The 25,054-nt window shown below is 70.9% G+C and carries 23 protein-coding genes and 2 pseudogenes; 10 read left to right on the top strand and 15 right to left on the bottom strand.

What is annotated here, in order from left to right:
- Positions 1–403: 403 nt before the first annotated feature.
- A pseudogene (locus tag DJ73_RS21395) lies at positions 404–697 on the top strand (FAD-binding domain-containing protein); the annotation flags it as partial.
- A 221-nt stretch (positions 698–918) separates the two neighbouring features.
- Here the strand turns inward: DJ73_RS21395 and DJ73_RS17605 are convergent.
- On the bottom strand, positions 919–1,479 hold the full coding sequence (locus DJ73_RS17605) for a hypothetical protein (RefSeq protein ID WP_094558622.1): 561 nt from the start codon (positions 1,477–1,479) through the stop codon (positions 919–921).
- A gap of 110 nt (positions 1,480–1,589) precedes the next feature.
- Positions 1,590–2,165 carry a MarR family transcriptional regulator gene (locus DJ73_RS17600; protein WP_094523580.1) on the bottom strand — a complete coding sequence of 192 codons (576 nt, stop codon included), beginning with the start codon at positions 2,163–2,165 and terminating at the stop codon, positions 1,590–1,592.
- Between the two features lie 145 nt (positions 2,166–2,310).
- On the opposite strand from DJ73_RS17600, the gene DJ73_RS17595 reads away from it, so the two are divergent.
- Positions 2,311–2,964, top strand: a complete 654-nt coding sequence (locus DJ73_RS17595; RefSeq protein ID WP_094523582.1) for a hypothetical protein — start codon at positions 2,311–2,313, stop codon at positions 2,962–2,964.
- Between the two features lie 278 nt (positions 2,965–3,242).
- Here DJ73_RS17595 and DJ73_RS17590 read toward each other — a convergent pair whose 3' ends face one another.
- From DJ73_RS17590 to DJ73_RS17580, 3 genes are all read right to left on the bottom strand, one after another.
- Positions 3,243–3,710, bottom strand: coding sequence for a molybdopterin-dependent oxidoreductase (locus DJ73_RS17590; RefSeq protein WP_241881416.1), 468 nt, complete (start codon positions 3,708–3,710; stop codon positions 3,243–3,245).
- A gap of 483 nt (positions 3,711–4,193) precedes the next feature.
- Positions 4,194–6,632, bottom strand: coding sequence for a cation-translocating P-type ATPase (locus tag DJ73_RS17585; RefSeq protein WP_094558621.1), 2,439 nt, complete (start codon positions 6,630–6,632; stop codon positions 4,194–4,196).
- 79 nt (positions 6,633–6,711) lie between these two features.
- Positions 6,712–7,467 carry a helix-turn-helix domain-containing protein gene (locus DJ73_RS17580; protein ID WP_094558620.1) on the bottom strand — a complete coding sequence of 252 codons (756 nt, stop codon included), beginning with the start codon at positions 7,465–7,467 and terminating at the stop codon, positions 6,712–6,714.
- A gap of 271 nt (positions 7,468–7,738) precedes the next feature.
- Here DJ73_RS17580 and DJ73_RS17575 point away from each other — a divergent pair, with 271 nt between their 5' ends.
- On the top strand, positions 7,739–8,149 hold the full coding sequence (locus DJ73_RS17575; RefSeq protein ID WP_094523588.1) for an Htur_1727 family rSAM-partnered candidate RiPP: 411 nt from the start codon (positions 7,739–7,741) through the stop codon (positions 8,147–8,149).
- Positions 8,146–9,369, top strand: coding sequence for a TIGR04347 family pseudo-SAM/SPASM protein (locus tag DJ73_RS17570; protein ID WP_094523590.1), 1,224 nt, complete (start codon positions 8,146–8,148; stop codon positions 9,367–9,369). Before DJ73_RS17575 ends, DJ73_RS17570 begins: the two co-directional genes overlap by 4 nt.
- A 36-nt stretch (positions 9,370–9,405) precedes the next feature.
- Here the strand turns inward: DJ73_RS17570 and DJ73_RS17565 are convergent, their stop codons facing one another.
- Both DJ73_RS17565 and DJ73_RS17560 read right to left on the bottom strand, forming a co-directional pair.
- Entirely contained in the window at positions 9,406–10,017 is a 612-nt protein-coding gene (locus DJ73_RS17565) for a helix-turn-helix domain-containing protein (protein ID WP_094523592.1), read from the bottom strand.
- Between the two features lie 143 nt (positions 10,018–10,160).
- Entirely contained in the window at positions 10,161–11,204 is a 1,044-nt protein-coding gene (locus DJ73_RS17560; RefSeq protein ID WP_176451163.1) for a cell division protein FtsA, read from the bottom strand.
- 177 nt (positions 11,205–11,381) lie between these two features.
- Here DJ73_RS17560 and DJ73_RS17555 point away from each other — a divergent pair, with 177 nt between their 5' ends.
- Positions 11,382–12,215, top strand: coding sequence for a geranylgeranylglycerol-phosphate geranylgeranyltransferase (locus DJ73_RS17555; RefSeq protein ID WP_094558623.1), 834 nt, complete (start codon positions 11,382–11,384; stop codon positions 12,213–12,215).
- A 107-nt stretch (positions 12,216–12,322) separates the two neighbouring features.
- Here DJ73_RS17555 and yciH read toward each other — a convergent pair whose 3' ends face one another.
- The 5 genes from yciH to DJ73_RS17530 all read right to left on the bottom strand — a co-directional run bounded on the left by yciH (position 12,323) and on the right by DJ73_RS17530 (position 18,847).
- Positions 12,323–12,616 carry a stress response translation initiation inhibitor YciH gene (gene yciH / locus DJ73_RS17550; RefSeq protein ID WP_004596695.1) on the bottom strand — a complete coding sequence of 98 codons (294 nt, stop codon included), beginning with the start codon at positions 12,614–12,616 and terminating at the stop codon, positions 12,323–12,325.
- A 132-nt stretch (positions 12,617–12,748) separates the two neighbouring features.
- A complete protein-coding gene (locus tag DJ73_RS17545) occupies positions 12,749–15,037 on the bottom strand; it encodes a DUF3488 and DUF4129 domain-containing transglutaminase family protein (RefSeq protein WP_094558619.1) in 2,289 nt (762 codons plus the stop codon).
- Positions 15,034–16,224 (bottom strand): DUF58 domain-containing protein, encoded by a 1,191-nt coding sequence (locus DJ73_RS17540; protein WP_249269154.1) that lies wholly within the window; start codon positions 16,222–16,224, stop codon positions 15,034–15,036. Before DJ73_RS17540 ends, DJ73_RS17545 begins: the two co-directional genes overlap by 4 nt.
- A gap of 6 nt (positions 16,225–16,230) precedes the next feature.
- On the bottom strand, positions 16,231–17,220 hold the full coding sequence (locus tag DJ73_RS17535) for a MoxR family ATPase (RefSeq protein WP_094523598.1): 990 nt from the start codon (positions 17,218–17,220) through the stop codon (positions 16,231–16,233).
- Between the two features lie 256 nt (positions 17,221–17,476).
- Positions 17,477–18,847 carry a dihydroorotase gene (locus DJ73_RS17530; RefSeq protein ID WP_094558618.1) on the bottom strand — a complete coding sequence of 457 codons (1,371 nt, stop codon included), beginning with the start codon at positions 18,845–18,847 and terminating at the stop codon, positions 17,477–17,479.
- An 84-nt stretch (positions 18,848–18,931) separates the two neighbouring features.
- Here DJ73_RS17530 and DJ73_RS17525 point away from each other — a divergent pair, with 84 nt between their 5' ends.
- The 3 genes from DJ73_RS17525 (at position 18,932) to serS (ending at position 21,238) form a co-directional block, all read left to right on the top strand.
- Entirely contained in the window at positions 18,932–19,441 is a 510-nt protein-coding gene (locus tag DJ73_RS17525; protein WP_094523604.1) for a hypothetical protein, read from the top strand.
- A 55-nt stretch (positions 19,442–19,496) separates the two neighbouring features.
- The gene (locus tag DJ73_RS17520; protein ID WP_094527164.1) at positions 19,497–19,733 is read left to right on the top strand and encodes a hypothetical protein; all 237 of its coding nucleotides are present in this window, start codon (positions 19,497–19,499) and stop codon (positions 19,731–19,733) included.
- 134 nt (positions 19,734–19,867) lie between these two features.
- A complete protein-coding gene (gene serS / locus DJ73_RS17515; protein ID WP_094523608.1) occupies positions 19,868–21,238 on the top strand; it encodes a serine--tRNA ligase in 1,371 nt (456 codons plus the stop codon).
- Positions 21,239–21,285: 47 nt separating this feature from the next.
- Here serS and DJ73_RS17510 read toward each other — a convergent pair whose 3' ends face one another.
- The gene (locus DJ73_RS17510) at positions 21,286–21,495 is read right to left on the bottom strand and encodes a hypothetical protein (RefSeq protein WP_094527163.1); all 210 of its coding nucleotides are present in this window, start codon (positions 21,493–21,495) and stop codon (positions 21,286–21,288) included.
- Between the two features lie 111 nt (positions 21,496–21,606).
- Positions 21,607–22,209 (bottom strand): LURP-one-related/scramblase family protein, encoded by a 603-nt coding sequence (locus DJ73_RS17505; RefSeq protein ID WP_094558617.1) that lies wholly within the window; start codon positions 22,207–22,209, stop codon positions 21,607–21,609.
- A 214-nt stretch (positions 22,210–22,423) separates the two neighbouring features.
- Between DJ73_RS17505 and DJ73_RS17500 the strand changes: the two genes are divergently transcribed.
- Positions 22,424–23,131: a universal stress protein gene (locus DJ73_RS17500; RefSeq protein WP_176451162.1), complete on the top strand. Its 708-nt coding sequence runs from the start codon at positions 22,424–22,426 to the stop codon at positions 23,129–23,131.
- Between the two features lie 111 nt (positions 23,132–23,242).
- Here the strand turns inward: DJ73_RS17500 and endA are convergent, their stop codons facing one another.
- Positions 23,243–24,427: a tRNA-intron lyase gene (endA, locus tag DJ73_RS17495; protein ID WP_094558615.1), complete on the bottom strand. Its 1,185-nt coding sequence runs from the start codon at positions 24,425–24,427 to the stop codon at positions 23,243–23,245.
- A gap of 135 nt (positions 24,428–24,562) precedes the next feature.
- On the opposite strand from endA, the pseudogene DJ73_RS17490 reads away from it, so the two are divergent.
- Positions 24,563–25,054 (top strand): annotated as a pseudogene (locus DJ73_RS17490) (AAA family ATPase); the annotation flags it as partial.

Below are 25,054 nucleotides of genomic sequence, written 5' to 3'. Positions count from 1 at the left end.
GCCTGCCAGCGTCCCCGTGATAAAAACAACACTGGGACGCCGTACACGGCCGAGGATAGGGGTAACGGCCAGTTGGCATGGCCAGCAGTCCACCAGTCCGACACTGTGGGACTACCCGTGCCCGAAAGGACTGGGAGTCCGGTAATTAGACTGCGAACCTGAAACTCCCACCGCTCGGGATTCCTCCGCGTTTACGCGAAGGAGGATGTCAACTAGCAGTGCTGAATACTTCTATCATTCTTATCGCGGGAGGCGAGATGTTCTGTATCCGGGTCACCGAATCGGTCTTCGCCGCGAGCGGTATACACTGTCCAGCCACGACGATGGAGCCAATCTGCGACAGGAAACCAGATACTCTCGTCACAGTACTACGGCCTCATGCCTGTGCGGACTCTGCGGACCGAAACTCGTCGGCTACGACATCGTCTCGAACTGGGGGAACTGGGTCTACCAGACCGGCGTCGGCAACGACTCGCGGGACAACCGCTTCGAGGTGCTCTCGCAGGGCGAGTACCACGACGACGCGGCCGCGTACATCAGGACCTGGCTCCCCGAACTCGACGGTCTGCCGGCCGAGTACGCTCACCGCCCGTGGCGGCTGAGCGACGACGAGCAGGCCAGCTACGGCGTCGAACTCGGCGTCGACTACCCGCGGCCGGTGATCGATATCGAGCGTCGGTACGCGGAACTTGGTTGATGACGGTGCTCCCAGGGGTCTGAAAGAATGTCCGCGGGGTGACAGACTGCGGGGAAATACTGTTCGTGGGTCGTGGTGCCGAGTCGGAGGGACACCCTGTACGGAGCGTGTCGCGGAGTGTCCAGCAGTGACGTTTCCGCGTCGGGCGTCGGTTCCTACGGCGTGGGGACCAGGCCGCGGATCGCGATTTCCGCCACGGGCTGGACGGCTGTCCTCACCGACTACTCATCGGCAACCTCGACGCTGACACTCTCGCCATCCTCGAGGAGACTCATGTTCTTCACTTCGACCTGCATCGCCTGGTCTGCGGATAGTTTCTCGTCGTACTCGTGGTCCTCGTCCTCGACACGGATAGTGCCGTCCCCGGAGGCGTCGACCGGTTCAGCGGTATCGAGCGTCTCGGAATCTTCGGCCGTCAGCGACGGCTCGAAGACGTCCGTCACGGTTCCATCGGAATCGATCTTGGCGACGACCTGATCCTCGGCGTCGGAGCCGGGTGCGACGGCGACCTGCACCTTCTCCGTGCCCGCGACGACGTCGAAGTGGACGCCGTCACCGGCATCGAGGCTGCTCTGGACCTGCTCGTCGGACCAGGCTGTCTCGATGGCCTCGTCGACCTCGTCCGAGGACAGTTCGTCAAACGGATCGGTTATCTCGACAGTGTAGTCATCTGGAAGCTGTTCTCCGGATGCGTCACCAGAGCTCGCTCCGGCTGCGACGACGCCACCGGCTCCAACGGTGAGCATCGCCGCGAGGGCGAGCGCGATTAGCTTCGTTCGCATTGTGTATCGGAGTGATCCGTTCGGTGGATCGCTCCACCTGGACCTTGTAAGAAAAACCCCTTAGAGACCCGTTGAGAAGGCGTTTGAAACGGTTTCGAAACGGGTTTCGGCTACAGGAGCAAAACCATGTTACCCATCCCGCGGCGTCTGCGCTCGACGAGGTTTTTCGTCTCCAGGCTGTCGAGCGTGCGGCTGACCGTCGCCTTCGAGAGATCCGTCGCGTCGACGATGTCGCTTTGGGCCATCACGCCGTCCTCGTCGAGGATCGTCTCGTAGATCTCACGCTCGTTTTTCGCCAGGCGCTCGGCGGTTTCCTCCCACTCCTCGCGGCGCGCGTCGAGGAGGTCCCCGCTCGGTGCGAGCCCGTCGTTCCCATCCGTCCGCACCGCGCCGCCGGCGGAATCCGGCGGTCTCCGGTCGATAGCCGGTGATTTGGCATCTCTACCCGACCAATCCGTTGTAACGAGGTACGTCCCGCTCGAACCGAGCAGGACCGCAGAGACGGTGATGACCGCTACATCACGGTACTGGAAGTACCCGCCCAGTTCCGCGACCTCCGTACCGCCTTCACCGACAGAGACGACGACTGGTGTGGGGGTTATCAGCTGTACCGCGAGAACGACTGTGGCGGCGACGAAGACGACCGCAGCGAGGAGCTGCTTACCGTGGAGGGCCTGCAAATCCATAGGTTGATACTTCGAATCCCTTCCCTAATCTCCGTCGATATCGACTGGCAAAATTCGGCCCGAAACCGGGTTGAAACGCCTGCGAAACGCGTTTCGAACGCGTTTCATCCCAGTACTCATGAGCTCTTTCACCCAACGGTCACGTATGAATGAGGACGCCCGGACTGGCCTCGTCGTCCTCCTCGTGCTCGCGAGCGTCGGCGTCGGTCTCGCGGGCACACTCGCCGCGCTCGGGGTCGGGGACCCCATCGCCGACAGGGACCAGGTGGGAGAAGTCAGCATCGCTGGTACCAACGTGACCGCCTCCAGCGACAGGAGTGACACCGCGGTGGTGACGAATGTCTCGGAGACGAGTGATATCGAACTCACCGAAGACGGAGGCGATATTTTGATCACGACGCGAGAGAACGACCGGTTTACTCGGCACGAACGGGGACGCGCTGTCGAGATTGTCCGGGCCAACCGGACCGTCGCGTCGTACCTCGAAACTGTCGAAAACGAGGAACTCACGGTCGAACCTATAAGAAAGCTGGACTCCGGGGAGGCACAGACCGCGACGTTCACATTCGACGTCGAAGAGACAAACAGCACCCTCTCCGCCGGGGAGACGGTAAAGATCAGGAACCTCACAGTCGAGAAATCGGACGACACCGTGACAGTCGACAGAGAACCGTCTTACGTCGAGGACCGGGCAGTCGTCCGGATCGGGCGCGCCGGCAGGGAAGACGCCAGATACCGCGCGGAAATCGATCTCGCAAACGAGACGGTCGTCGACATCACCGACATGGGTGAGCTGTAGTGGACTGGAACTCGAATATGGGACAGCAGTCTCGGATCGATAACCGTGGATCTCGCTAGGGCCGAAACACGAGGCAATAGCACTCAGTTGTGGGGTCGTGTATGAGTCTGAATGTATTGTCGACGTAAATCGGTGGCCTCGGCACTCATAGGGCTCGTCATCGCTGGTGCCGAGGCAGCTCGGAGCGGTGCGTCGTCATCGGCCGCTCGACGGTAGTCGCCTCGCGGACTAAAGCCGACGGGTCGGCGGCGGGGCTAACCGGGTCGGAGTCGCCGCGGTCAATACCCGAGATCCTCGTACTCCTGGGGGTCTTCTCCCGGGGCCAGCCGCAGGAACCGGAGCTCCCGCACTCTCTTCACCGTCCGGCCGGCGTCGACGGGGGCGACGAACCGCGGCGCGCGGGCGGCCGGCAGCGGGTCGCCGCCGCGCTCGACGGCCAGCACCGCGTCGAGCGCCGTTTTCAGCGGGACGCAGACGGCGTAGCCGTCGGCGGCGACGCGGACGTGGGTCGCGTCTGGGGCGACCGTCACGTCCGGACGGTCCAGCAGCGACCCGACGGCGACCCCGCGCCACGCGCCGCCCCACCGCTCGCCGCTGGCGCACAGGAACTCCTCGGCGACCGATTCGAGCGCCCCGTCGTCGAACTCGTCGCACGCGACGACCCCGTCCGCGAGCCCGGACAGCTCGACCTCGACCGACGCCGCTACGGGCGCCGACGCGTCGGGGTCCCGGTCGCTCACTTCCACGGCGGATCGCCTCCGCGTTCGCTCGGGCACATGCCCGCTGATGACGAGCGCCGCGGGTTTGAATGGGCCGCCTCGTTCCCGCGACCTGAGGCCCCGCTCGAACGGGTTCGCGGCGTCGCCGCTCGGTCGTCGTCGGCATCTGGAAAAACGCGGTCGGCGGGCGGTCAGTCGCCGCCGTGACAGGACCCCGCGTACGCGTTCCATCGGTCGATCCCGTTGGGTAGTCGCCCGTCGTCCGTCGCGTCGAACGCCGCCGCGCACTGCGCGATCGCTTCCTCCGCGGTCGGCAGTTCGTCGTCGCGGTCCGGCGTCTCCGCTTCGATGCTCGTCTCGCGCGTACTCGGACCCTCGGGGCGCGTCGCCGCCGATTCCGAGCCTGCGTCAGTCGTGTACTACGGGTGGCACGATTCTCCCGAGACGGGCATCCTTAATAATAGTTCATGTTTGTTTGTCGCGCCGCGAGCGTCGGCCTCGCGCCCCCGACTACTCGTACGACTCGGGCTCGATCCCGGAGAGCCGCATCGCGTTGCCGGTGACGCCGAGGCTCATTCCCATGTCGCCGACGACGACCGCGACGGCGACGCTCACCAGCCCCAGCGGCACGCCGAGCGCGAGCAGCGCCTTCACCCCGAGGCTCGCCCAGACGTTCTGGCGGATGACCCCGTTGGCCGTGTGCGAGAGCGCGTAGAGGTACGGGAGCTTCGCCACGTCGTCGCCCATCAGCGCGATGTCGGCGGTCTCCAGGGCCGTGTCCGTCCCCGCGGCGCCCATCGCGACGCCGACGTCGGCCGTCGCCAGCGCGGGGGCGTCGTTGATCCCGTCGCCCACCATCGCGACCTCGCCGTACTCGGCCCGCAGCGACTCCACCGCCGCGACCTTCTCCTCCGGCAGGAGCTCGGCGCGGTACTCGTCGACGCCGACCGACTCGGCTATCGCCCGCGCCGTCCCCTCGTTGTCGCCGGTCAGCATCACGACGCGCTCCACGCCGAGCTCGCGGAGGCGCTCGACGGCCCGCTTCGAGTCGGGGCGAACCTCGTCCGCGACGGCGATCGCCCCGGTCAGCTCCGTCGCCGTCCCGACGAGCACGACGGTCTTCCCCTCGCTCTCTAACGCGGCGAGCGACCCCTCGGCGAACGCGCCGTCGCCGGCTCCTCCGGGCCCGCCGTCGTCGCCCTCGGTCACGACCCCGCCGTCCGCGACCCCGCCGTCGGTCTTTGCACGGGCCCGCGAGAGGTCGAAGCCGAGCCCCTCGAACAGCGCCGGCTTCCCGGCGTAGTACGTCTCGCCGTCGATATCCGCGCGGACGCCCTTCCCGGTCAGGCTCTCGAACCCGGCCGGCTCCGCGAGGGCTCCCACGCCCGCGCGCTCGGCGCGGCCGAGGATCGCGGCGGCGATCGGGTGTTCGCTCCGGCGCTCCAGCGCGGCGGCCCGACGGAGCAGCGTCTCCTCGTCGGCGCCGCCGAGCGGGACGAGATCGGTGACGGCGAGTTCGCCCCGGGTGAGCGTCCCGGTCTTGTCGAGCGCGACGGCGTCGACTTGGCCCATCGCCTCCAGGTGGTTGCCGCCCTTGATCAGGACGCCGTTCTTCGCCGCGCTGGTGATCCCGGAGACGACCGAGACCGGCGTCGAGATGACGAACGCGCAGGGGCAGGCGATCACGAGCAGCGTGAGCCCGCGGACGAACCACGTCCCCCAGTCCGCGGCGAAGACGAACGGGTAGCCGGCGAGGTCGACGGTCACCGGCTCGCCGATCACCAGTGGCGGCACCGCGGCCGTCAGAATCGCTAAGACGACTACGACCGGCGTGTAGTAGCCCGCGAAGCGGTCGACGAACCGCTCCGTCTCCGTCTTCTCCGCCTGCGCGCCCTGCACCAGTTCGATGATCCGCGAGAGGGTGGAGTCGCCCGCGGTCGAGGTCACCTCGATCTCCAGGTACCCCTCCTCGTTGATCGCGCCCGCGAACGCCTCGTCGCCCGGGGCCTTGTCGACGGGGACGCTCTCGCCGGTGATCGGGGACTCGTCGACCGCGCTCTCCCCCTCGATCACCGTCCCGTCGAGCGGGACCTTCTCGCCCGGGCGGACGATCACGGTCTCGCCGACCGCGACGTCGTCGGTCGGGACGGTCGTCTCGCCGCCCTCTCGCCTGACGGTGGCCTCGTCCGGGGACAGCTCCATTAGCTCGCGCAGGGAGTCGCGGGCGCGGTCCATCGCGTAGTCCTCCAGCAGCTCGGCGACGCTGAAGAGGACCGCGAGCGTGGCGGCCTCGACGAAGTAACCGATCCCGGTCGCGGCGACGATGGCCGTCCCCATCAGCAGGTCGATGTCGAGGCTCCGGTTCAGCGCGGAGTAGTAGCCGCCGCGGACGACGGGGATCCCGCTGGCCGCGACGGCGCCGACGAACAGGACGTCCGCGAGCGCGAGCGGGACGCCGAGCACGCTCGCCACCGCGGGGTTCCGCCCCGTCAGGACGAACTCGAACAGGAGCCCGGCGACCACGAGGACCGCGCCCAGCCACGTCTTCTTCGCGCGCGGCGTCGTCCAGACCGCCGACGGGGGCGCGACGGCGACGTCGCCGGACGCCCCGTCGGCGGTCCCACCGCGGTCGCCGTCGGCGCTCCCCTCGCCGCCCGATCGGCCGCCGGTGACCTCGTAACCGGCTCCTTCGATCGCCGCGACGACGTCGCCCTCGTCGGCGCGGTCGGGGTCGTACGTGACCGTCGCGGTCCCGGCGGTGGGGTTGAGCGCGACGTCGGTCACGCCGTCGACGCGCCCCAGTGCGCTGTCGACCTTCCCGGCGCACGACGGGCAGTCCATCTCGGGGACCGCGAGGCCGGCGGTCAGCTCGCGTCGTCCGCCGTCCGCGCCGGTATCGGCGGCCTCGTCCCCGCGTGCGTCTCCGCGTCCGTCCGGCTCGTCACTCATTACGTCGAGAGAGGGCCCTCGTATCGATAAGCCTTGGTTGGAAATTTCCAACTGACGCCGATCGTCGACGGCGGCTCGGTCAGTCGAACGACGCGGGCGCGGCGTCGCCCGTGACCGATCGGGCGACGTGCGCCTTCGCCAGCCGCTCTTCGGCCCGGCGGAGCCGGTAGGTGAGCGTCGAGCGCGGCACGTCGAGGTGGGCCGCGAGCTCCCCGGCGTCGACCGCCCGCGGCGACTCGTAGTAGCCGTGCTCGACCGCGGCCCTGAGCGCGGCCTCCTGCTCCGGGGAGAGCCCGACGCCGTCCGCGTCGCCCCGCGTCTCGTCGCCCGCCGAGGTGTGCGCCGTCCTGAGTAGCTCCGTGCGGGCGGCGTCGCCGACGGCGGTCCGGAGGGCGTCGAAGAAGGCCCCCACGTCGCCCTCGCCGGAGTGGATGAGCCGCCAGGTGTAGTGGCGCCCCTCGTGGCGGGTCTCGAACAGCACGCCGTCGCCGAGGTGGTCGCGGGCGATGTGCGGGACGGACGCGCAGACGGGCGTGGGCTCCCAGTCGGTGTACAGCACGAGCGTGTCGTCGGTCCGGTCGAGGACCCGGGTGGTCTGGGTCGCGCCGCAGTCCTCCGTCGCGAGGCAGTCGGCGTAGTAGTCGCCGTCGGTGAAGGCGGCCTCGACGGCCGCGAGCGCGTCCGGCGCGCCCGTGGCGTGGTCGACCCGCCAGAGGTGGTCGTCGGTGGCGTGCAGCGACAGCGACCGCACCCGCGCCCCGGGGTGGGCGGCGAGCGCGTCGGCCACCCTGTTGCGCCCCGGCTCGTACTCGAGGGCGAAGACGAGTTCGCGCATGGGGGCCCGTAGGTGACTGTCGGACATAACAGGTGGCCTCGGCCCCAGCGCTCCGCCTCCGCGACGCGTCTGCGCTCGATTTCGAGCTTCGCGGCCGAATCCAGCGATCGCGGGTGAATCTGTGCGCGCCGCGCTCGCGGAGTCGACCGCAAATCGCGGTTTGCTATATCTTCATGCGGTTTATTCTTCTGGTGTCCGAACGTGTTCGGGCGGGTTTCGCCCCCGTGAGAACGCGCGAAACCGAGTTCGGGGGGTCGTTCGTACGCCGAGTATGGTCGAGAAGACGGACCGAACCGCCGGAGCGGGGGGCCCACGCTCGGCGGACGGCCGGCGCTTCGAGGTGTTCGTCCGGGAGGAAGAGGCGGATCCGCTCCGTCACGTCGGCACCGTCGCGGCGCCGACGCCGGATGTCGCTCACGAGGAGGCGAGCAAGCTCTTCGCCTGGTACGCCCGCGACGTGTGGGTCTGCCCCGCCGAGGAGACGCACCGCTACTCCGCCGAGTCGCTGGCGGCGGACGAGCGGTCCGGCGACGAGTCGGCCTCACGTGACGACGCGAGCGACGAACCGCGCGTGTACGAGGAGACCGAGGGGACGCCCACCGTCGCCTGCGGCAGCGCACCGGTCGAGAACGACTCGGACCCCGCACGCGAGGACGAGACGGCCCCGGAGGGAGACCGATGATCTCCGTCAGCAAGCTCCTCTGCGGGCTCGACGCCGAGAGCGACGGGCTCCGGTACGACGCCGCGGGGGACTCGAAGAAGCCGCAGATAACCGATGACAAGCAGCGCCGCCCGGTCGTCGTCTGGAACACGACGAAGCGGTGTAACCTCTACTGCGAACACTGCTACGCCGCGGCCGATCGGGAGGGGGCGCCGAACGAGCTGTCGACGGCGGAGGGGAAGGCGCTCATCGACGACCTCGCCGAGTTCGGCGTCCCGGTGCTCCTCTTCTCCGGCGGCGAACCGCTCGTCCGCGAGGACCTCCCGGAGCTCGTCTCGTACGCCGACGACGCCGGGATCCGTCCGGTCCTCTCGACGAACGGGACCCTCCTGACCCGTGAGAACGCCCGAGAGCTGAAGGCGGCGGGACTCAAGTACGCCGGCGTCTCCGTCGACGGGCTCCCCGAGCGCAACGACCGGATCCGGGGAGAGGAGGGGGCGTTCGACGCCGCCGTCCGCGGGATCGAGGCCTGTCTCGACGTCGGGCTCAAGACCGGGCTTCGCTACACGATCACCGAGCACAACGTCGACGACCTCGCGGGCGTCGTCGACCTCCTCGTCGACGTCGGCGTCGACCGCTTCTGCTTCTACCACCTCGACTACGGCGGGCGGGGCGCCGAGATCGCGGACGTGGACCTGAGCCCGGAGGCGACCCGGAAGGCGGTCACGGACCTCTGTGACCTCACCCGCGAGTACCACGCCGCGGGCGAGGAGATCGAGACGCTGCTCGTCGGCAACTACGCCGACGCCGGTCACCTCGTCGAGTACGCCGACCGGGAGATCGGCACGGACCGCGCCCGGCTCATCCACGAGCACCTGCGGCGCAACGGCGGCGACCCGACCGGCGAGCGCGTCGCCGACGTCGACCCCGTCGGCAACGTCCACCTCACGCAGTTCTGGCAGGGGTACTCCCCCGGCAACGTCCGGGACCGCTCGTTCGGCGCGATCTGGTCGGACGAGTCGAACCCGCTCCTCGCCGGGCTCCGCGACCGCGAGGAACGGCTCACCGGGCGGTGCGCGGACTGCGCGTACAAGGAGGTCTGTCGGGGCGGCTCGCGGCTCCGCGCCCTCTCGGCGCACGGCGACCCGTTCGCGCCCGATCCGAAGTGTTACCTCACGGAGGCGGAGCGCGACGGCGCGGAGGCGTTACGGCGGATCCGCGGCGAATCGGCGGCGGACTGACCCGACGGGACTCGGGAACCCCTCGGTGATCGGCGGTCAGTCGTCGACTCCCTCGAAGGCGTCCGTGACGAGCTTCGCCTGCGCGGACCGGAGCCGCTGCGAGAGCGCCGACTTGCTGATCTCCAGCTCGCCGGCGAGCTCGCCGAGGGAGACGTCGGCGGCGTCGTCGAAGTAGCCGCGGACGACGGCGAGCTCCATCCCCTCGCGCTGCTTCGGGGTGAGCGCGGAGAGGTCGACGGTCGCCTGCTCGGTCGGTTCGGGACCCGCGACCACGGCGAGCCGGAGCAGCCGCACGCGGTCGAGCGTCTCCCTGAGCGTCGCGACCACTTCGCGGACGGCGTCGCGGTCGTCGACGTACGTCGTGACCGACACCGTCCCCTCGTCGACCCGTCGCACGCGGGGGACGTAGCCGAACTCCTGGAAGACGCGACAGAGGCAGTCCTCGCTGATCTGGCCGCGCGCGCGGCGGATCCCCTCCTCGCCCGGCGGTTGCACTTCGACCGTACACTCGTCGCCGACCGCGTTGACGGTGACGTCGGACGCGCGCTCCGACTGCGAGACGATCGGGCAGTCCCACTCGTCGGACGGGTCGACCTCGAGGTCGACGCGGAGCCGTCGGTCGCCGTCGTCACCCGCGACTTCGACCATGCGGTCGATCGGTCGGCCGTCGGCTTAGGCGTTCGGCGCGTCCTCACGGATCAAAAAAGCGGGACCGCGCGGCGGGGGCGGACGGCGAGGGTAGCTCGGAGCCGGGACGGTCCGGTCAGTTCTCGGAGCCGGGGACCGTCCGGTCAGTCCTCCGACTCGGGCGCGGCTTCCTCCGCCGCGGGCTCCCCTGCGCTCTCGTCGGCCGCCTCGCCCTCCTCGGAGCGGGCCGCGACCAGCGCGCCGCTGGCGACGCTGTACATCGGCTCCTCGGCCGAGCGCACGCCGCTGATCGAGAACGGGATGCTCGCGTCCTCGAGGTGGTCGGCGAACAGGTCCTTGAACCCGTTCGGGCTGGAGGTGCCGCCGGTGACGACGACGGGGACGTCGAGCCCCTCCTCGACGTCCTCCTCGTCGACCTCGCGGCTGATGTTCTCGATGACGTAGTCGAGCAGGTTCTCGTAGTAGATGGCGAGCGCGCCCTCGACGCCGCCGACGTCGGTGCGGAAGTCGAGCTCGAAGTCGTCCTCCTTGATGCTCGTCACCTTGTCGACGGGCGTCCCCGTGGCCTGCGACGTCTGCTCGTCGATCCAGTCGCCACCGCGGGCGATGGAGAACTTCATGACGGGCACCGCGTAGTAGGCGAGACAGACGTTGGTCATCCCCGCGCCGAAGCTGATCCCGAGCCCGGTGAAGTTGTTGTCCGCGAGCTCGGAGTAGATGACCGCCATCCCCTCGTTGATCGGCTCGGGGTCGTACCCCATGTCGCCGAGCATCGACTCCAGCGTCTTCTCGTGGTACAGCGTCGTGAGCCCGGAGTCGATCGGGTCGGCCGGGCTGGAGTAGAAGAGGCGCTCGTTCGGCTTCGAGGGCTCGCCGACCACCTGCTCGGTGATGAGCTTGATCATCGGGATCGCGGAGGCCTCGTCGCTGGATAAGATTCCGTGTTGCATCGGGCGACGCGTCTCCTTGTTGAAGATGTTCGCGAAGTTGAGCGCGTCGTCGCCGACGACGTACACCTTGTCGTCCTTGCGGATGTGGAGGACGTCGCTGCGAGAGAGCATCTGCTCTGCCATGTCGCTGTACTCGATCTCGACGAACGAGTTCCGCTGCTGTACGAACACCGTCTCCGCGCCTTCCTGTCGTCCGGAGAGGATGTTCATCGTGCCGACGTCCAGGCCTTTAGCCATACACGTCCGTATCATTGCACACTTCATAAACGTTCGTGGCCGATTCCGAGCCGAGAGAATCGCGGCCGCGCCGCGGGCACCCGCGGTGGCCCGAGCCCGCTACGGCCTCCGGCCGCCGCGACCCCTGACTCGAATCCCGGGTCGTTTATGTGCCGCGCCGCGGTGATGCGAGACGACGTGAACGACACAGCGCGCGGGGTCGCGGAGCTGGCGCGGCCGGCGAACTGCGTCGCCGCCGCGGTCCTCACGGGGACGGGCGCGTTCGTCGCCGGCGCCGCGGGCGCCGTCGTCCCCACGGCCGTCGCCGCGGTCGTCACCGCGTTCGCGGTCGCCGCGGGCAACGCGATCAACGACTACTTCGACCGCGACATCGACGCCGTCAATCGGCCCGACCGCCCGATCCCGCGCGGCGCCGTCTCGGCGCGGGGGGCGCTCGGCGTCGCCGCCGTCTGGTTCCTCGTCGCCGTCGCGTTCGCGGCCCTCCTGCCGCCGCTGGCGATCGCCATCGCCGCGGTCAACCTCGTCGCGCTCGTCACCTACACGACGGTATTTAAGGGGACACCGGGGCTCGGCAACGCCCTCGTCTCCTACCTCGTCGGCTCGACGTTCCTGTTCGGCGGCGCCGCGGTCGGGGAGCCGGCGGCCGTCGCCGTCCTCGCGCTCCTGGCCGGGCTCTCGACGTTCACCCGCGAGGTGATCAAAGACGTCGAGGACGTGGCCGGCGACCGCGAGGAGGGGCTCCGCACGCTCCCGATCGCGGTCGGCGAGGACCGCGCCCTCTGGATCGGCACCGGCGCGCTCCTCGTCGCCGTCGCGGCGAGCCCGGTCCCGTACTTCACGGGCACCTTCGGCGGCGTCTACCTCCTGCTCGTCGCCGTCGCCGACGCGGTCATGCTGTACGCCTGCTACGAGGGGTTCGCCGACCCGACGAGCGCGCAACGGCGGTTCAAGTACGGCACCTTCCTCGCGGCGGCCGCGTTCGTCGTCGGCCGGGTGGCGCTCCTCGTTTAAAAGGCCGGTCGGAGAGCGCCTCGGCTCACGGCGCCGCGGCTCGCCGGACGGGGTCGTTCGAAGAACCGAATCCGTGTATCGCTCGACGGCGGACGGTCAGGTGACGGTCACGCGACGTTGAAGCCCTTGTCGCGGAGGAAGTCCTCCACGCGGCCCGAGTGGTTCCCCTGCAGCTCGATGGCGCCGTCCTCGACGGTGCCGCCGCAGGCGAACTTCGACTTGAGATCCGACGAGAGGGAACTCAGGTCGACGTCTTTCGGGTCGAATCCTTCGATGACCGTTACCTCCTTACCGTACCTGCGCTCGTCGATGCGGATGCTGATCTGCTGGGACTCCTTCGCGACGTCCTCGCAGACGCAGAGTTCCTGGGGCAGTCCGCACGTCGAGCAGACTTCCGACATTACAGCCGAACTTACAGGGTGACCGTATTAAATAGTGTCGGGAGTGCGGCCGCGTCGGATGTCCGTCGCCCGTTCTTTCGGGCCAGCGACCGGATCGAGCACGCGAATGGGGGTCGGCGCCGCTCGGCCGCCTCAGTCGAACAGCCGCCCGAGAACCGGCGTCGCCTCCAACGCGAGCCGCCGAACGGTCCGGCGCGCCTCGTCCGCCTCCGCGCGCGTCACCGTCCCGGCGTACGTCGCCCGCTCGTACGTCTCCCCGACGGCGAGCGCCCGCTCGTCGAGGCCGCGGAGCCGGAGCGCGTCGAGGTAGGCCCGCGGGGTCTCCCCGGCGCGCCGCTCGCGGTAGCGACGGCCGAGCAGGTACTCGAGGTCGGCGAACGCGCGCCGGGCGTCCGTGGCCGGATCGGAACTGACCCACGGAAGGCGGAGGCGCGCGGCGCGGCGCGCGCGCCTGCCGACGCCGAAACGGCGGGCGCCGGTGACGCCGATGACGGCCGCGACCAGCCAGTAGGCGACGGTCTCGCGCGACGGGATCGGGGAGCCGTCCCCGCTCGGCCGCGCCTCGCCGCCGACGGCGCCGCGGGTGAGCCCCTCCTGTCTCGCTCCGACGGCGGTGTCGCCGGGCGCGGCGGCGTCGGCCGCGTCGCCGCCGGTCGCCGCCGTCCCGTTGCTGTCGTTCGGCACGTCGGCCGTCGTCGACGACGGGTCATTGACGCCGGCCTCGGGGACGATCGACGGCGCGCCCCGAGCGGGTTCGGAGGCCGGGACGTCCACGTCCTCGTCGCCCGCGGCGCGCGCGTCGGCGAGGCGCGCGGTCCGGGTCTCCTCGCGCTCGGCCGCGGGCGTCGGGTCGAAGGTGACCCAGCCGTGGCCCGGGAAGTACGCCTTGACCCACGCGTGGGCGTCCTGGCCGCGGACGACGTACCGGTCCTCGCCGATCCGCTCGCCCTCCGAGTAGCCGGTGACGAACTGCGCCGGGATCCCCTGCGATCGCAGCATCGCGGTCATCGTCGTCGCGAAGTAGACGCAGTAGCCGGCGTCCATCTCGAAGAGGAACGCGTCGGCCACGTCGCCGTCGGGCTTCCGGACGGTCAGCGAGTACTCGTACTCCTCGCGCAGGTAGCGCTCGACCGCGACGGCCCGGTCGTACGGAGTCTCCGCGTTCGACGCCGCGATGATCTCCTCGGTGCGCTCTCCGACGCGGTCGGGGGTGCTCTCGGGGAGCTGGGTGTACCGCTCCTCGATCGCGGGGTCGTAGTCGGTGCCCGCGCTCCGGAGCGCGGCGGGGTCGGCGTCGGGCACCCGGCTCTCGACCGTGACCGACTCGCCCGCTCCCAGCGGCTCGGCGAGCCGGAGCGTCCCGTGCTCGTCCACCCGTGCGGTCTGGGCGGCGGGCCCCCGCACGTCGACCGCCTGCCACGGCGCCGGCAGCGACGGCGACTCCGTCTCGGCGGTGATCGTGACGTTCACTTGAGTCGCGTTGCCCGGGGGCCCGTCGAGCGGTCCGTCGAGCGGCGACTGCTCGCCGGACCGCACCCAGCCGTCCCCGGTGTAGGTGTCGTAGGCGCCGGCGTGCCAGTTCGCCGCCACCGGACTCTCGATCGTGTAGCGCACCTCGGGCGAGAGCCGCGTCGGGCCGACGACCTCGACCTCGTCGTCCGCCTCGATCGACGACTCCAGCGTCGGGGTGCCGCGGTCGATCCCCCAGGGCTGGGCCGCGCCGGCCGGCAGCAGGGTGAGCGTCGCGCTCACGAGGACCATCGCCGCCAAGACCGCGGCGAGGGTGTCGCCGTGGTCCCGGATCCCGCCCGGCATCGACAGCGTCGAGAGGCCGGCGGCGAGCGCGACGCCGACGACGCCGACGAGCGTGGTCGTCCCGCCCGCGTCGCCGGTGAGCACGAGGAAGGCCAGCGTGCCGCCCGCGGCGCCGGCGGCCGCGACGTGTCGCCCGCGGCCGACGAGGTAGCCGACGAGGAACGTCGGCACCGGCGCGACCGCGAGGACCCAGACGTCGGCGAGCGCGAGGCGGAGGATGGAGAGCCCGGTCAACAGCGAGACCACGTCGATCGCGACGCGCCGGACCGAGAACAGCGCGCGTTGACTCTCGGGGATCGCGAAGTAGTACCCCGCCAGCGTCGCGGCGAACAGGACGACCGTCAGGCGGAGCGCCGCGCGCTCGCCGACGTACCGCGCGAGGAGGAAGCCCGCGGCGCCGGCGACCGCGACCGCGACCGCGGCCCGCGTCGACCCGCCGACGACGTCGGTCGCGGCGAGGAACACCGAGAGGTACGCGGCGGTGACGACCGCGACGCCGAGGACAGGCGGGTCGACGACCGCCCGCAGCCGCCCGCGGAGGTCGCCGTCGCCGGGGCTCTCCCCGTCGTCCGACCCGCTCCCGCCGCCGAGCGGGCGGCCCCTCATCGGCCGATCACCTCGCTCCGGTCCGCGGACGGCGCCCCGCCGGGCGCGGTCTCTCCGGCCCCGCCGTCGTCGGCGACCGCAGCGCCGGAGCCGTCGTCCGGGGGACCGGTCGCCGCCTCGTCGACGCTCGTCTCGCCGTCGCCCGCCCCGCGGACCGTCGCCCCGGCCACTTCGTCGAACGCGACCGCCCGGTCGCCGACGCGGTACCGGGCGCCGCGCTCGTCGGCGACGACGCGCACGTCAGCCTCGTCGTCGCCGACCGTGCCGGGACGCGTCCGCGCGGCCAGTTCGAGCACCGCCCGTCGCCCCCGCGCGCCCGGGTCCGCCGAGACCTCGCCGTTGGGGAGCGTCAGGTCCACCGGCACGCCGTCGTCAAGCAGCGCGAGCGCGAGGCTGGCGGCCGCGCTCGCGAGGTCGTCGGCGGGATTTCGGTCGCTCCCGCGTTCGGTTTCCCTCGCCGTCCCCGCGCCTTCGCCTCCGGCCTCGCCGGCGATCGCCACGCGGCCGCGCTCGGTCTCCGCGGCGAACGCCTTCACCACGATCTCGCCGTGCTTCGCGGTCGCGGGCCAGTGGACGTCGCGGAGGGGGTCGCCCCGCGCGTACTCGCGCAGGCGGTCGAACTCCTCTCGCCGCCGGCTCGCTCCGACGGCGTCGTCGGCGTACAGTGCCCGGCGGAACCACGTCGGGATCTCGCGGCACGCCGGGTACGCGAGGGTCGCGTCGAACGACTCGATCACCGCCTGCCGCTCGAAGAGCCCGAAGACGTCGCTCGCGGTCACCGTGACGGGGCCGAACTCCCGCTCGCCTCGGCGCAGGTAGCGGACGCGGTACGTCGCCGGCGCGTCGCCGACGGAGGTGCGGACCGGCTCCGTCGGCCCCTCCAGCCCGTCGTCGAGCGCGTCGGCGACGTCGGCGACGTACGTCGGCGACAGCTCGCCCGCCCCCCGGGAGTGGAACGAGAGCCGCACCTCGCCGGTCTCGCCGACGAACCCTTCCGGCGGGAGGCTCCGCCTGGCCGCCGGCTCCTCGATCCGGGCGAGCTGGACGTACCCGGCCGCGAGCGCGACGGCGCTCGGCAGGACGACCGCCTCGATCGACCGCCCGCTCGCGGCCAGCGCCATGCCGACGCCGACGACGCAGACCGCGACGACGACGCGGCCCCGTCGGGTGAGGGTCGGCGACGGCACGAGAGATCACTCCACGCTCGTCCGGTTCAGCGCGTCTTCGACCACCTGTTCCCCGTCGGTCCCGGAGTCGGAGCGGACGCGGTGCGCGAACACGGTCGGCGCCTCGGTCTGGACGTCGTCGGGAATCACGTACCCGCGGCCGTCGAGCGCGGCCCGCGCCTGCGCGGTCCGGAGCAGCGCGAGGCTCCCCCGCGGACTGACCCCGAGCCGGGCGTTCTGCCGCGTGTACGTCGCCAGCCGCGCGACGTACTCGCGGACGGGTTCTGTCGCGTCGACGTCGGCGACGGCGACCCGGGCGCGCCGGACCTCCTCGATCGACGCGACCGGCTCCACGGCGTCGACGGGGTGGTCGCCCGCCATCCGGCCGATGATCTCGGCCTCCTCCTCGGTGCTCGGGTAGCCGAGCCGGATCTTCTTCGTGAACCGGTCGACCTCCGCCACCGGGAGCTCGTACGTCTGCCCGGGCTCGACGTCGTTCTGGGTGGCGATCACGCAGAACGGGTCCGGGAGGGCCCGCGTCTCCCCGTCGGTCGTCACCTGTCCCTCCTCCATCGCCTCCAGCAGGGCCGACTGCGTCTTCGGCGGCGCCCGGTTGATCTCGTCGCCGAGGACGACGTTGGCGAACACGGGTCCGGGCTGGAACTCGAACTCGTCCGTGCGCTGGTTGAACACGTTGACGCCGGTGACGTCGGCGGGGAGGAGGTCCGGGGTGAACTGGACGCGCTTGAACGAGCCGTCGATCGAGCGCGACACCGCCTTCGCGAGCGTCGTCTTCCCGACGCCAGGCACGTCCTCCACGAGGAGGTGCCCGCGGGCGAGGACCGTGACCACGACGTGCTCGATCGCCGCCCGCTTCCCGACGATCACCGCCTCGACGTTGTCGACGACGCGCTCCGCGAGCGCGGCGACCTCGTCGAGCGCCATCGGGGGACGCTCAGGCTCTCCCGTTCCGTCGGCGTCGACGCCTGCCGGACCGGTCTCCGCGGCGTCAGTCATGTCGGGGTCCCTTCCGCGGCGCCCCGACCGAGTCGTCCGATATCATCCGTCGGTACGCCGGTCTCGCTATCGCCTCCCGTGCCAAGGCTACCCACGACCATCGATATGGCCCCGCTTAGGATAGCAACGGCATATGCGTTCCGCCGGGCGGCACCGGCCGTACACGTCCGGTCCCGGTCGGTCCGGCGCCCGTTCGGACCGCGTCTCTCGGACGACGACTCCCGGACTGCGGCTGTCCGAACTGCGACTGGCCGAACTACGACACTCGGACGTTCCGCCCGGCCGCCTCGCCGAACGACTCCGCGCCCGTCACGGGGTCGCGCTCGTAGACGACCTCGCCGCGGACGAGCGTCAGCTCCGGGAAGACGCCCTGCAACCCCTCGAACGGCGTCCAGCCGCAGGCGCTGTGAAGCGCTCCCGCCTCGATCTCGCGCGGGTTCGTCAGGTCGACGAGGACGAGGTCGGCGTCGGCGCCCTCGGCGACTCGCCCCTTGGCCTCGACCCCGAAGATCGACGCTGGGTTGGCGGCGACGACGTCGCGGACGCGTTCCAGCGTCAGCTCCCCCCTGCGCACGGACTCCAAGAGGAGCGGGTACAGCGTCTCCACGCCCGGGACGCCGCTCGCCGCCTCCGCGAGGCCCTGCCGCTTCTCCGCGACGGTGTGGGGCGCGTGGTCGGTGGCGACGACGTCGACGTCGCCGTCGCGGAGGCGCTCGAACACCCCGGCCCGACGCTCCTCGGAGCGGAGCGGCGGGTTCATGCGGCCGAACGTGCCGAGTCGGCCGGCGTTCTCGCGCGAGAGGAACAGGTGGTGCGGGGTGACCTCGCAGGTGGGCGGAGCGGCGCCCGCCGTCGCGTCCGCGTCGTCGCCCGTCTCGGACTCCCGGGCCGCGACGACCGCGTCGATCCCCTCCGGCGTCGACGTGTGGGCGATGTGGACCTGCGCGTCGCTCTCGGCGGCCGCGCCGAGGGCGCGCTCGACCGCGGCGACCTCCGCCTCGGCGGTCCGGTAGGCGGACCACGCGTCGGCGTCGGCCGCGGTGCCGACGCCGCCGAGGTCGCCGGCGAGCGCGCCGTCGTCGAACAGCGTCTCGTCCTCCGCGTGGACCGTGACAGGGACGTCGCGGGCGGCCGCCTCGGCGAGCGCCTCCTCGAACAGGTCGACGGCGATCCCCATGTCGCCGGTCGAGTCCGCGAGGAACACCTCGCCGAGCGCGAACAGGGGCCGTTCGAAGAGGCTCTCCGGGTCCCAGTCGGCGGTGACGCCGCCGTTGATCCCGTAGTCGACGAGCGAGTCGGCGGCGAGGTCGGCCTTCCCGTCGAAGGCGTCGCCGTCGACGGTCGGCGGCGAGGTGTTCGGCTGGTCGACGACGGTGGTCACGCCGCCCGCGGCCGCGCTCCGCGAGCCGGAGGCCCACGTCTCCTTGTGGCTCCCGCCCGGCTCGCGGAAGTGGACGTGGGCGTCGACGGCGCCGGGCAGGAGGTGTCGCCCGCGCGCGTCGACGACGCGCTCGCCGGGGTCCGGGTCGAGCCCCGCGTTCGTCGGCTCGACCGCGTCGACGGTTCCGTCTCGAACACGGACGTCGCGGACCCGCCCGTCGGCGAGCTCCGCACCGGAGATGAGCATGGGTACGCGCTCGCGGCCCGACGCTTAAACCGTGGTGATCCGCGCCACCACAAAGCGTTTGACACGTCCGCCGAGAGTCCGCTCATGGCCCTCGGTCCCCTCGGCGTCGCCGGCGTCCCCGCGGTCGTCGACACGCTGATCGCCTGGCTCTCACTGATCGCGCTGTTCGCCCTCCCCGGACTCGTCGCCGCCGTCTGCTGGACCCCCTTCCTGCTCTCGGCGCGGTTCCGGGCGCTGTTCCGCACGCTCCCGCCGGCGGGGCGGCCGGTCCCCTCGTACGTCGGCGTCGCGCTCGCGCTCTCGGTCCCGTACCTCGCCGGCGTCGTCCTCACCGTCGCGCTCGTCGGCGAGGCCGGTCCCGGCTGGAGCGAGGGGTTCCTCGACACCGCGCTGTTCGGCGGGATCGTCGTCGGCTTCGTCGCCCCGGCGGTCGCCGCGGCCGGGCTCCCGCGGCTCGGCGTGGACTGGGACCCGACCGGGTACGGCCCCTCCACGTGGGCGCTCCTCGTCGCCGCCGGGCTGTGGTACGCGGTCGTCGCCGCGGTGCCGCTGGTCGCGCTCGCGGTCGGCATGGCGCTGCCGGGCGGGTACTGACGGCGCGTCCGTCGAAACCGTAAGATTTTGATGAGCCGTGGGACAGTATTTCGACATGTTCCCCGCACCCTTCCGACTGTTCTTCGTCGCCGTCCCCCTCCTCGTCGCCGTCGGCGCGCTGGCGATGGCCGCGTTTCCCCGCCGGATGACGAGCTGGCAGGCCCACGGTCCCGACGGGACGACGCGGATCGAGCCGAGCGAGACGCGGATTTTGCTGATGCGGATCATGGGCGTCGTCGTCGCCGGACTCGCGCTCCTCATGGTGGTCGCGAACTTCGCGTTCATCCCCTGAGACGCCGACCGCCGCCGTTCGCCCCCGCGAGCTCCGCCCTCGGGGACCCTCCGTCGAGACCGCTCCCGCGATCCGTGCCAACCGATGCCGACGCTCCGATACGGTTTTGGGTCGTCCCGCGGAATCCCCGACAAATGCTGTCTCGACAGTTCGTCCGGGAAAACCCAGAGGTCGTCCGCGAGGCGCTAGCCAACAAGGGCGTCGACGTGGACCTCGACCGGATACTCGACGTCGACGAGGAGTGGCGGGAGCTGAAACAGCGCGGGGACGACCTGCGCCACGAGCGCAACGAGGTCTCCTCGACGATCGGCGAGCTCAAACAGCGCGGCGAGGAGGAGGCGGCCCAAGAGGCGATAGAGCGCTCCCAGGAGCTGAAGGCCGAACTCCAGGACGTCGAGGAGCGCGCCGAAGAGCTGGAGACGGAACTGGAGGCGTCACTGCTCGAACTCCCGCAGGTCCCGCAGGACTCCGTCCCCGTCGGCGCCGACGAGTCTGAGAACGTCGAGCGCCGCCGCGAGGGGTTCGACGACCTCCGGGAGCTCCCCGACGACGTGGAACCTCACTACGACCTCGGCGAGGAGCTGGAGATCCTCGACTTCGAGCGCGGCGCGAAGGTCGCCGGCGCCGGCTTCTACGTCGCGAAGGGCGACGGCGCCCGGCTGGAGCACGCGCTGATCCAGTTCATGCTGGACGTCCACCGCGAGCAGGGGTACGAGGACGTGTTCCCGCCGATTCCCGTCAATTCGGCGTCGATGCGCGGCACCGGACAGCTCCCGAAGTTCACCGAGGACGCCTACCGGGTCGAGGGGTCGAACGAGGAGGCGTACGACGACGACGACCTCTGGCTGCTCCCGACGGCGGAGGTGCCCGTCACGAACCTCCACCGCGACGAGATCCTGCTCGGTGAGGACCTCCCGCTGAAGTACCAGGCGTACACGCCGAACTTCCGGCAGGAGGCGGGCGAGCACGGCACCGAGACGCGCGGGATCGTCCGCGTCCACCAGTTCAACAAGGTGGAGATGGTGAACTTCGTCCGGCCCGAGGAGAGCGACGAGCGCTTCGACGGCCTCGTCGACGAGGCCGAGGAGGTGCTGCGCCGCCTCGAACTCCCCTACCGCATCTTGGAGATGTGCACCGGCGACCTCGGGTTCACGCAGGCGAAGAAGTACGACATCGAGGTGTGGGCGCCCGCCGACGACATGGACGAGGGCCCCGCCGAGGGCGGCCGCTGGCTGGAGGTCTCCTCGGTCTCCAACTTCGAGGACTTCCAGGCGCGCCGCGCCGGGATCCGCTACCGCGAGGAGCACCACGAGTCGGCGGAGCACCTCCACACGTTGAACGGCTCCGGGCTCGCGGTCCCGCGGATCGTCGTCGCCATCCTGGAGTACTACCAGAACGACGACGGCACCGTCACCGTCCCCGAGGCGCTCCGCCCGTACATGGGCGGCACCGAGGTCATCGAAGGTCACGACGCGGTCGGCGAGTCGAAGCTGGGCGGGGAGTAGGCGGCGCGTCGCGTCTCGGTCGCCGCGGAAGGGGCGCCGGGGCGGACTCAGCCTCGCTGTGGGGGGACGCCGAGCTCCCCGTTCCACGCGTAGTAGCCGACCGTGACGGCCGCCATCACGAACCCGGTCGCCACGCCGAGCGGAACGCTCCCCCCGGCGACGTACGAGACGACGGCGAAGACCGCGCAGAACGCCGCGACGTACACGGTCGACTGCCGGAGGGCCAGCGACCGGTCGAACGACTCGGGCAGTTGCATGGGCGGACGCTCGGCGCATCCGAGTATAGCTCTTTCCTCTCCGGACGGCGCGCGGACGACGGTTCCGACGCGGTTCGCACGACCGACCGAGCGACCCCGGTCGCCGGGCGGCTACTGGTTCTCTAAGGCGTCGAGGATGCACGCGGCGGCGACGACCGCCTCCTTCGGCACGTCGCTCGCGTCGTCGATGGTGACCGTGTAGGCGTCCCGCAGCGAGAACTTCCCTTCGATGTCGCCGACGTGGCCGCCGTCGGCGTCGAATATCTCGTACTTGTTCGGGACGAGGTTCGCGACCGAGATCAGATGCCGGAGCGCCGCCATCGGCTTGCTCTTCGACTTGATGGTCGCCAGCGCCTCCCCCGTCTCGGGGTCGCGGATCGTCCAGTTCTCGACGAACAGCGAGTAGTCCTCGTCGAGGACGACGACCTCCTCGCCGGTGCCGGAGTCGACGATCGCGTAGCTGCCGCCGATGTCGATGACGCCGCCCGCCTTCACCGAGAAGGCGTCGTCGCCGTCGCCGGTGACGAACGGGAACTCCTCTTTCAGCTTGAACATCTTCTGTTTCCCGCGTAAGACGACGTTTCCGGCCCCGTCGCGAACGGTGTACTTGTTCCGGATCGCCGACTGCTTCACCTCGTAGCGGTCGTCGCTGAGGTCGACGGTGGAGATGTCGTAGGCGTCCGAGTCGGAGGGGAACACGGAGTACTCGGTCATGGGCGGCAAGAGAGTCAGGCGTCGGAAAACGGTTCCGCTCGGTTCGCTCGGACGGAGCCGGTCGCCTGCGCCGTCCCGGCCGACCTGGCCCCATCCAGCCATGCGATCCGAACGCTCATCTAATACGGTTAAGAAGTCTTTTGAAGGACAAACACAACGACCTTCTCGTTTTTCCACACAAAATTATTACCGGATCGAATCTGTATGGCCAAATATGGAGCACCCGAACGTTCTCGTGTTCGTCGAATTCCCCGACCCCGACGTCCCGACGACGGGCTTCCTCAAGGGCTTCAAATATCCGGACGCCGAGGTGGTCGGCTTCTACCACCTCGACGACGGGGAATCGCCCGAGGATGCGCGGGCCGAACGCGGGGACGAATTCACGTCGGAGCTCGAAGAGATAGCCGAGCGGTTCGAGCGGGAGGGCGTCCGCGCCGACCACGACCTCGTGTTCGGTCACGACCGAGTGGCGGCGCGACAACAGATCGTCGAGCGAGACGCCGTCGACGCGATCCTCCTCCCTGGAGCGGCGAACACGCTCGGGAAAGTGCTGATAGCGGCCCGCAGTCTGCCGAACGCGGAGCGGAAGGCCACGCTGCTCGACATCGTCGCGGAGGACGAACTGCTGTCGGTCGATCTCGTCCACATCGCCGACCCCGACGACCCGGATGGCGAATCGGAGGGCCAGCGGATCCTGAAGCAAACGGCGTCGGCGCTCGCCGACGCCGGCGTTCCGGAGATGCGGATCAACCGGACCGTCCGGACGGGAACCGACGTGGCCTTCGAACTGAGTCAGGCGGCTCGGGGGTACGACCTCATCGTCTTGGGCGAAACGGAGCGCGACCTCGGCGACCGGATCTTCGGCCCCATCGGCGAGTACATCGTCGACGAGCGTGACGTCCCGGTGTTAATCCTCCGGTGATCGGCGTCGGCTTTCGGGCCGGTCGGCGGTCCCGGCTCGGTGCGTGGGTCCGGTCGAGGAGGACCCGGACGGACGCCAGAGATCGACGCGACACCGGTTCCCGGGGGGCGCTCAGGGAGTCAGACGGACGATCGAGAGCCACTCCACTTCGGCGGCGGCCGCGGCCTCGCTCGCGTCGCCGGCCGCCACCCGGTCCTCGTTGCCCGCCGCCGTCAGCGCGAACACCATCTCCTTGCGGACGCCGCCCGCGAGCCGCACGTCGAGCGAGAGCTCGCGGGGCGAGAACCGGTGGTCGGCGTCGACGACCCGCACGAGGTGCTCGGAGTGCGGCAGGTCCTCGACCGTCCCCACGTCGAGGTACGTCCGGAAGTCGGCGCCGAACTTGAAGCCGGTCTTCGGGACGGCGTCGGCCGCGCGGAGGCGCCTGTACACGGCGAGCCGGCGGTCGAACCGCTCGCCCTCGACGTCGCGGCCGCGGGCGACGACCGCGGCCGCGGGGCCGTCCGGCGCCGTCCCGTCCGCGGTGCCGCCGCCGGAGCTCGCTCCCGCCGCCCCCACCGACGCCGACAGCGACAGGACGCCGTCGGCGGCGAGCGACGCGGCCTCGACCAGGGAGAGCTGGAGCGCCCCCTCGACCGCCGCCGCGCGGCCGGTGAGCGGCTGGCCGTAGAAGCCGCGCTCGTAGAGGGGATCGGGGGCGTCCCAGACGACGACGCGGTCCGAGAGGAGGACCCCGTCGAGGCGCTCCGGGGGCTCGTAGTCGGTCGCGCCCTCGATCCGGCCCGCGGTCGCCGCGAAGTAGGTGATGTCGGACTCCTCGTCGACGACCGCGAGGGTGCGGCCGGCGAGCCCGGCGGCGGGCAGGGACTCGCGCTCGCCGACGACCTGCACCGGGTACTCCACGTTCCCCGTGTCGGGCGTCGAGCCGCGCTCGTAGGCGACGAAGTCGACCGCGTCGGGCACGGCCGCGGTCCCGCCGGGCCAGGGGTCCCGGGCGGGCGAGAGGTAGAAGCCGCGGTCGCGGAGGTCCGAGTAGACGAGGTAGCGCACCGCGAACCGGTCGGCGGCGGCCGCGCTCTCGACGAAGAACCGCTCGAATCCGACCGGGTCGGCGTCGGGGGCGAGGGCGACGCCGGAGAGGTCGCCGCGGAAGAGGAGGTGGGCCGCCTCGACGCGCGAGAGCGCGATCTCGTTCCCGTCGAGCGGCCGGCCGTACCCCCGGGAGTCGTAGAACCGCTGGCGGGCGTCGCCGGCGACCCGGACCGCGTCGCCGCGCAGGTGCCCTGTCGGTTGCATACCCGAAGGCGGGCCCGGACGAGGTAAGGGGGTTGCGGTCGGCGGACGGGTCGACGGCGGGGCGATCCGGTCGGCGACGGCGCTCGTCGCCACCGCCCGGACAAGGGTAAAGGGCGATCGGCGAGTACGGGACCCATGAACGACACCGCAGGCCTCCGGCTCACGGTGCGTGCCGCCGAGAAGCGGGACGCGGGCCGGGGGATAGCCAGGCTCCCCGAACCCGCCCGGAAGCGGCTCGGCCTCCTCAGCGGCGACACCGTCGAGATCCGCGGCGACCGCGTCGCGGTCGCGAAGGTGTGGCCCGGCGGCCCCGACGCGACGGACGGCTCAGTCCTCATCGACGCCGACACCCGCGCGAACGCCGGCGTGAAGGTCGGCGACGCCGTCACCGTCGCGCCAGTCACCGTCGAGGACGCCGACCGCGTCGCCCTCGCCGCGCCCGCGCGGCTCGCCGACGTCGACGTGAGCCGCGAGGTGGTCGAGCGCGCGCTCTCCCGCGACCTCCGCGACCGCCCCGTCACCGAGGGCGAGGCGGTCCACGTCGAGCGGCTCGGCGGGCTCCGGTTCGTCGTCGCCGAGACGAGCCCGGCCGGCACGGTGCGCGTGACGAACCGGACCGACGTCTCG

This window comes from Halorubrum sp. Ea1 (assembly GCF_002252965.1).
Classification (GTDB): domain Archaea; phylum Halobacteriota; class Halobacteria; order Halobacteriales; family Haloferacaceae; genus Halorubrum.
This window is presented reverse-complemented; position numbering and strand designations above follow the sequence as displayed.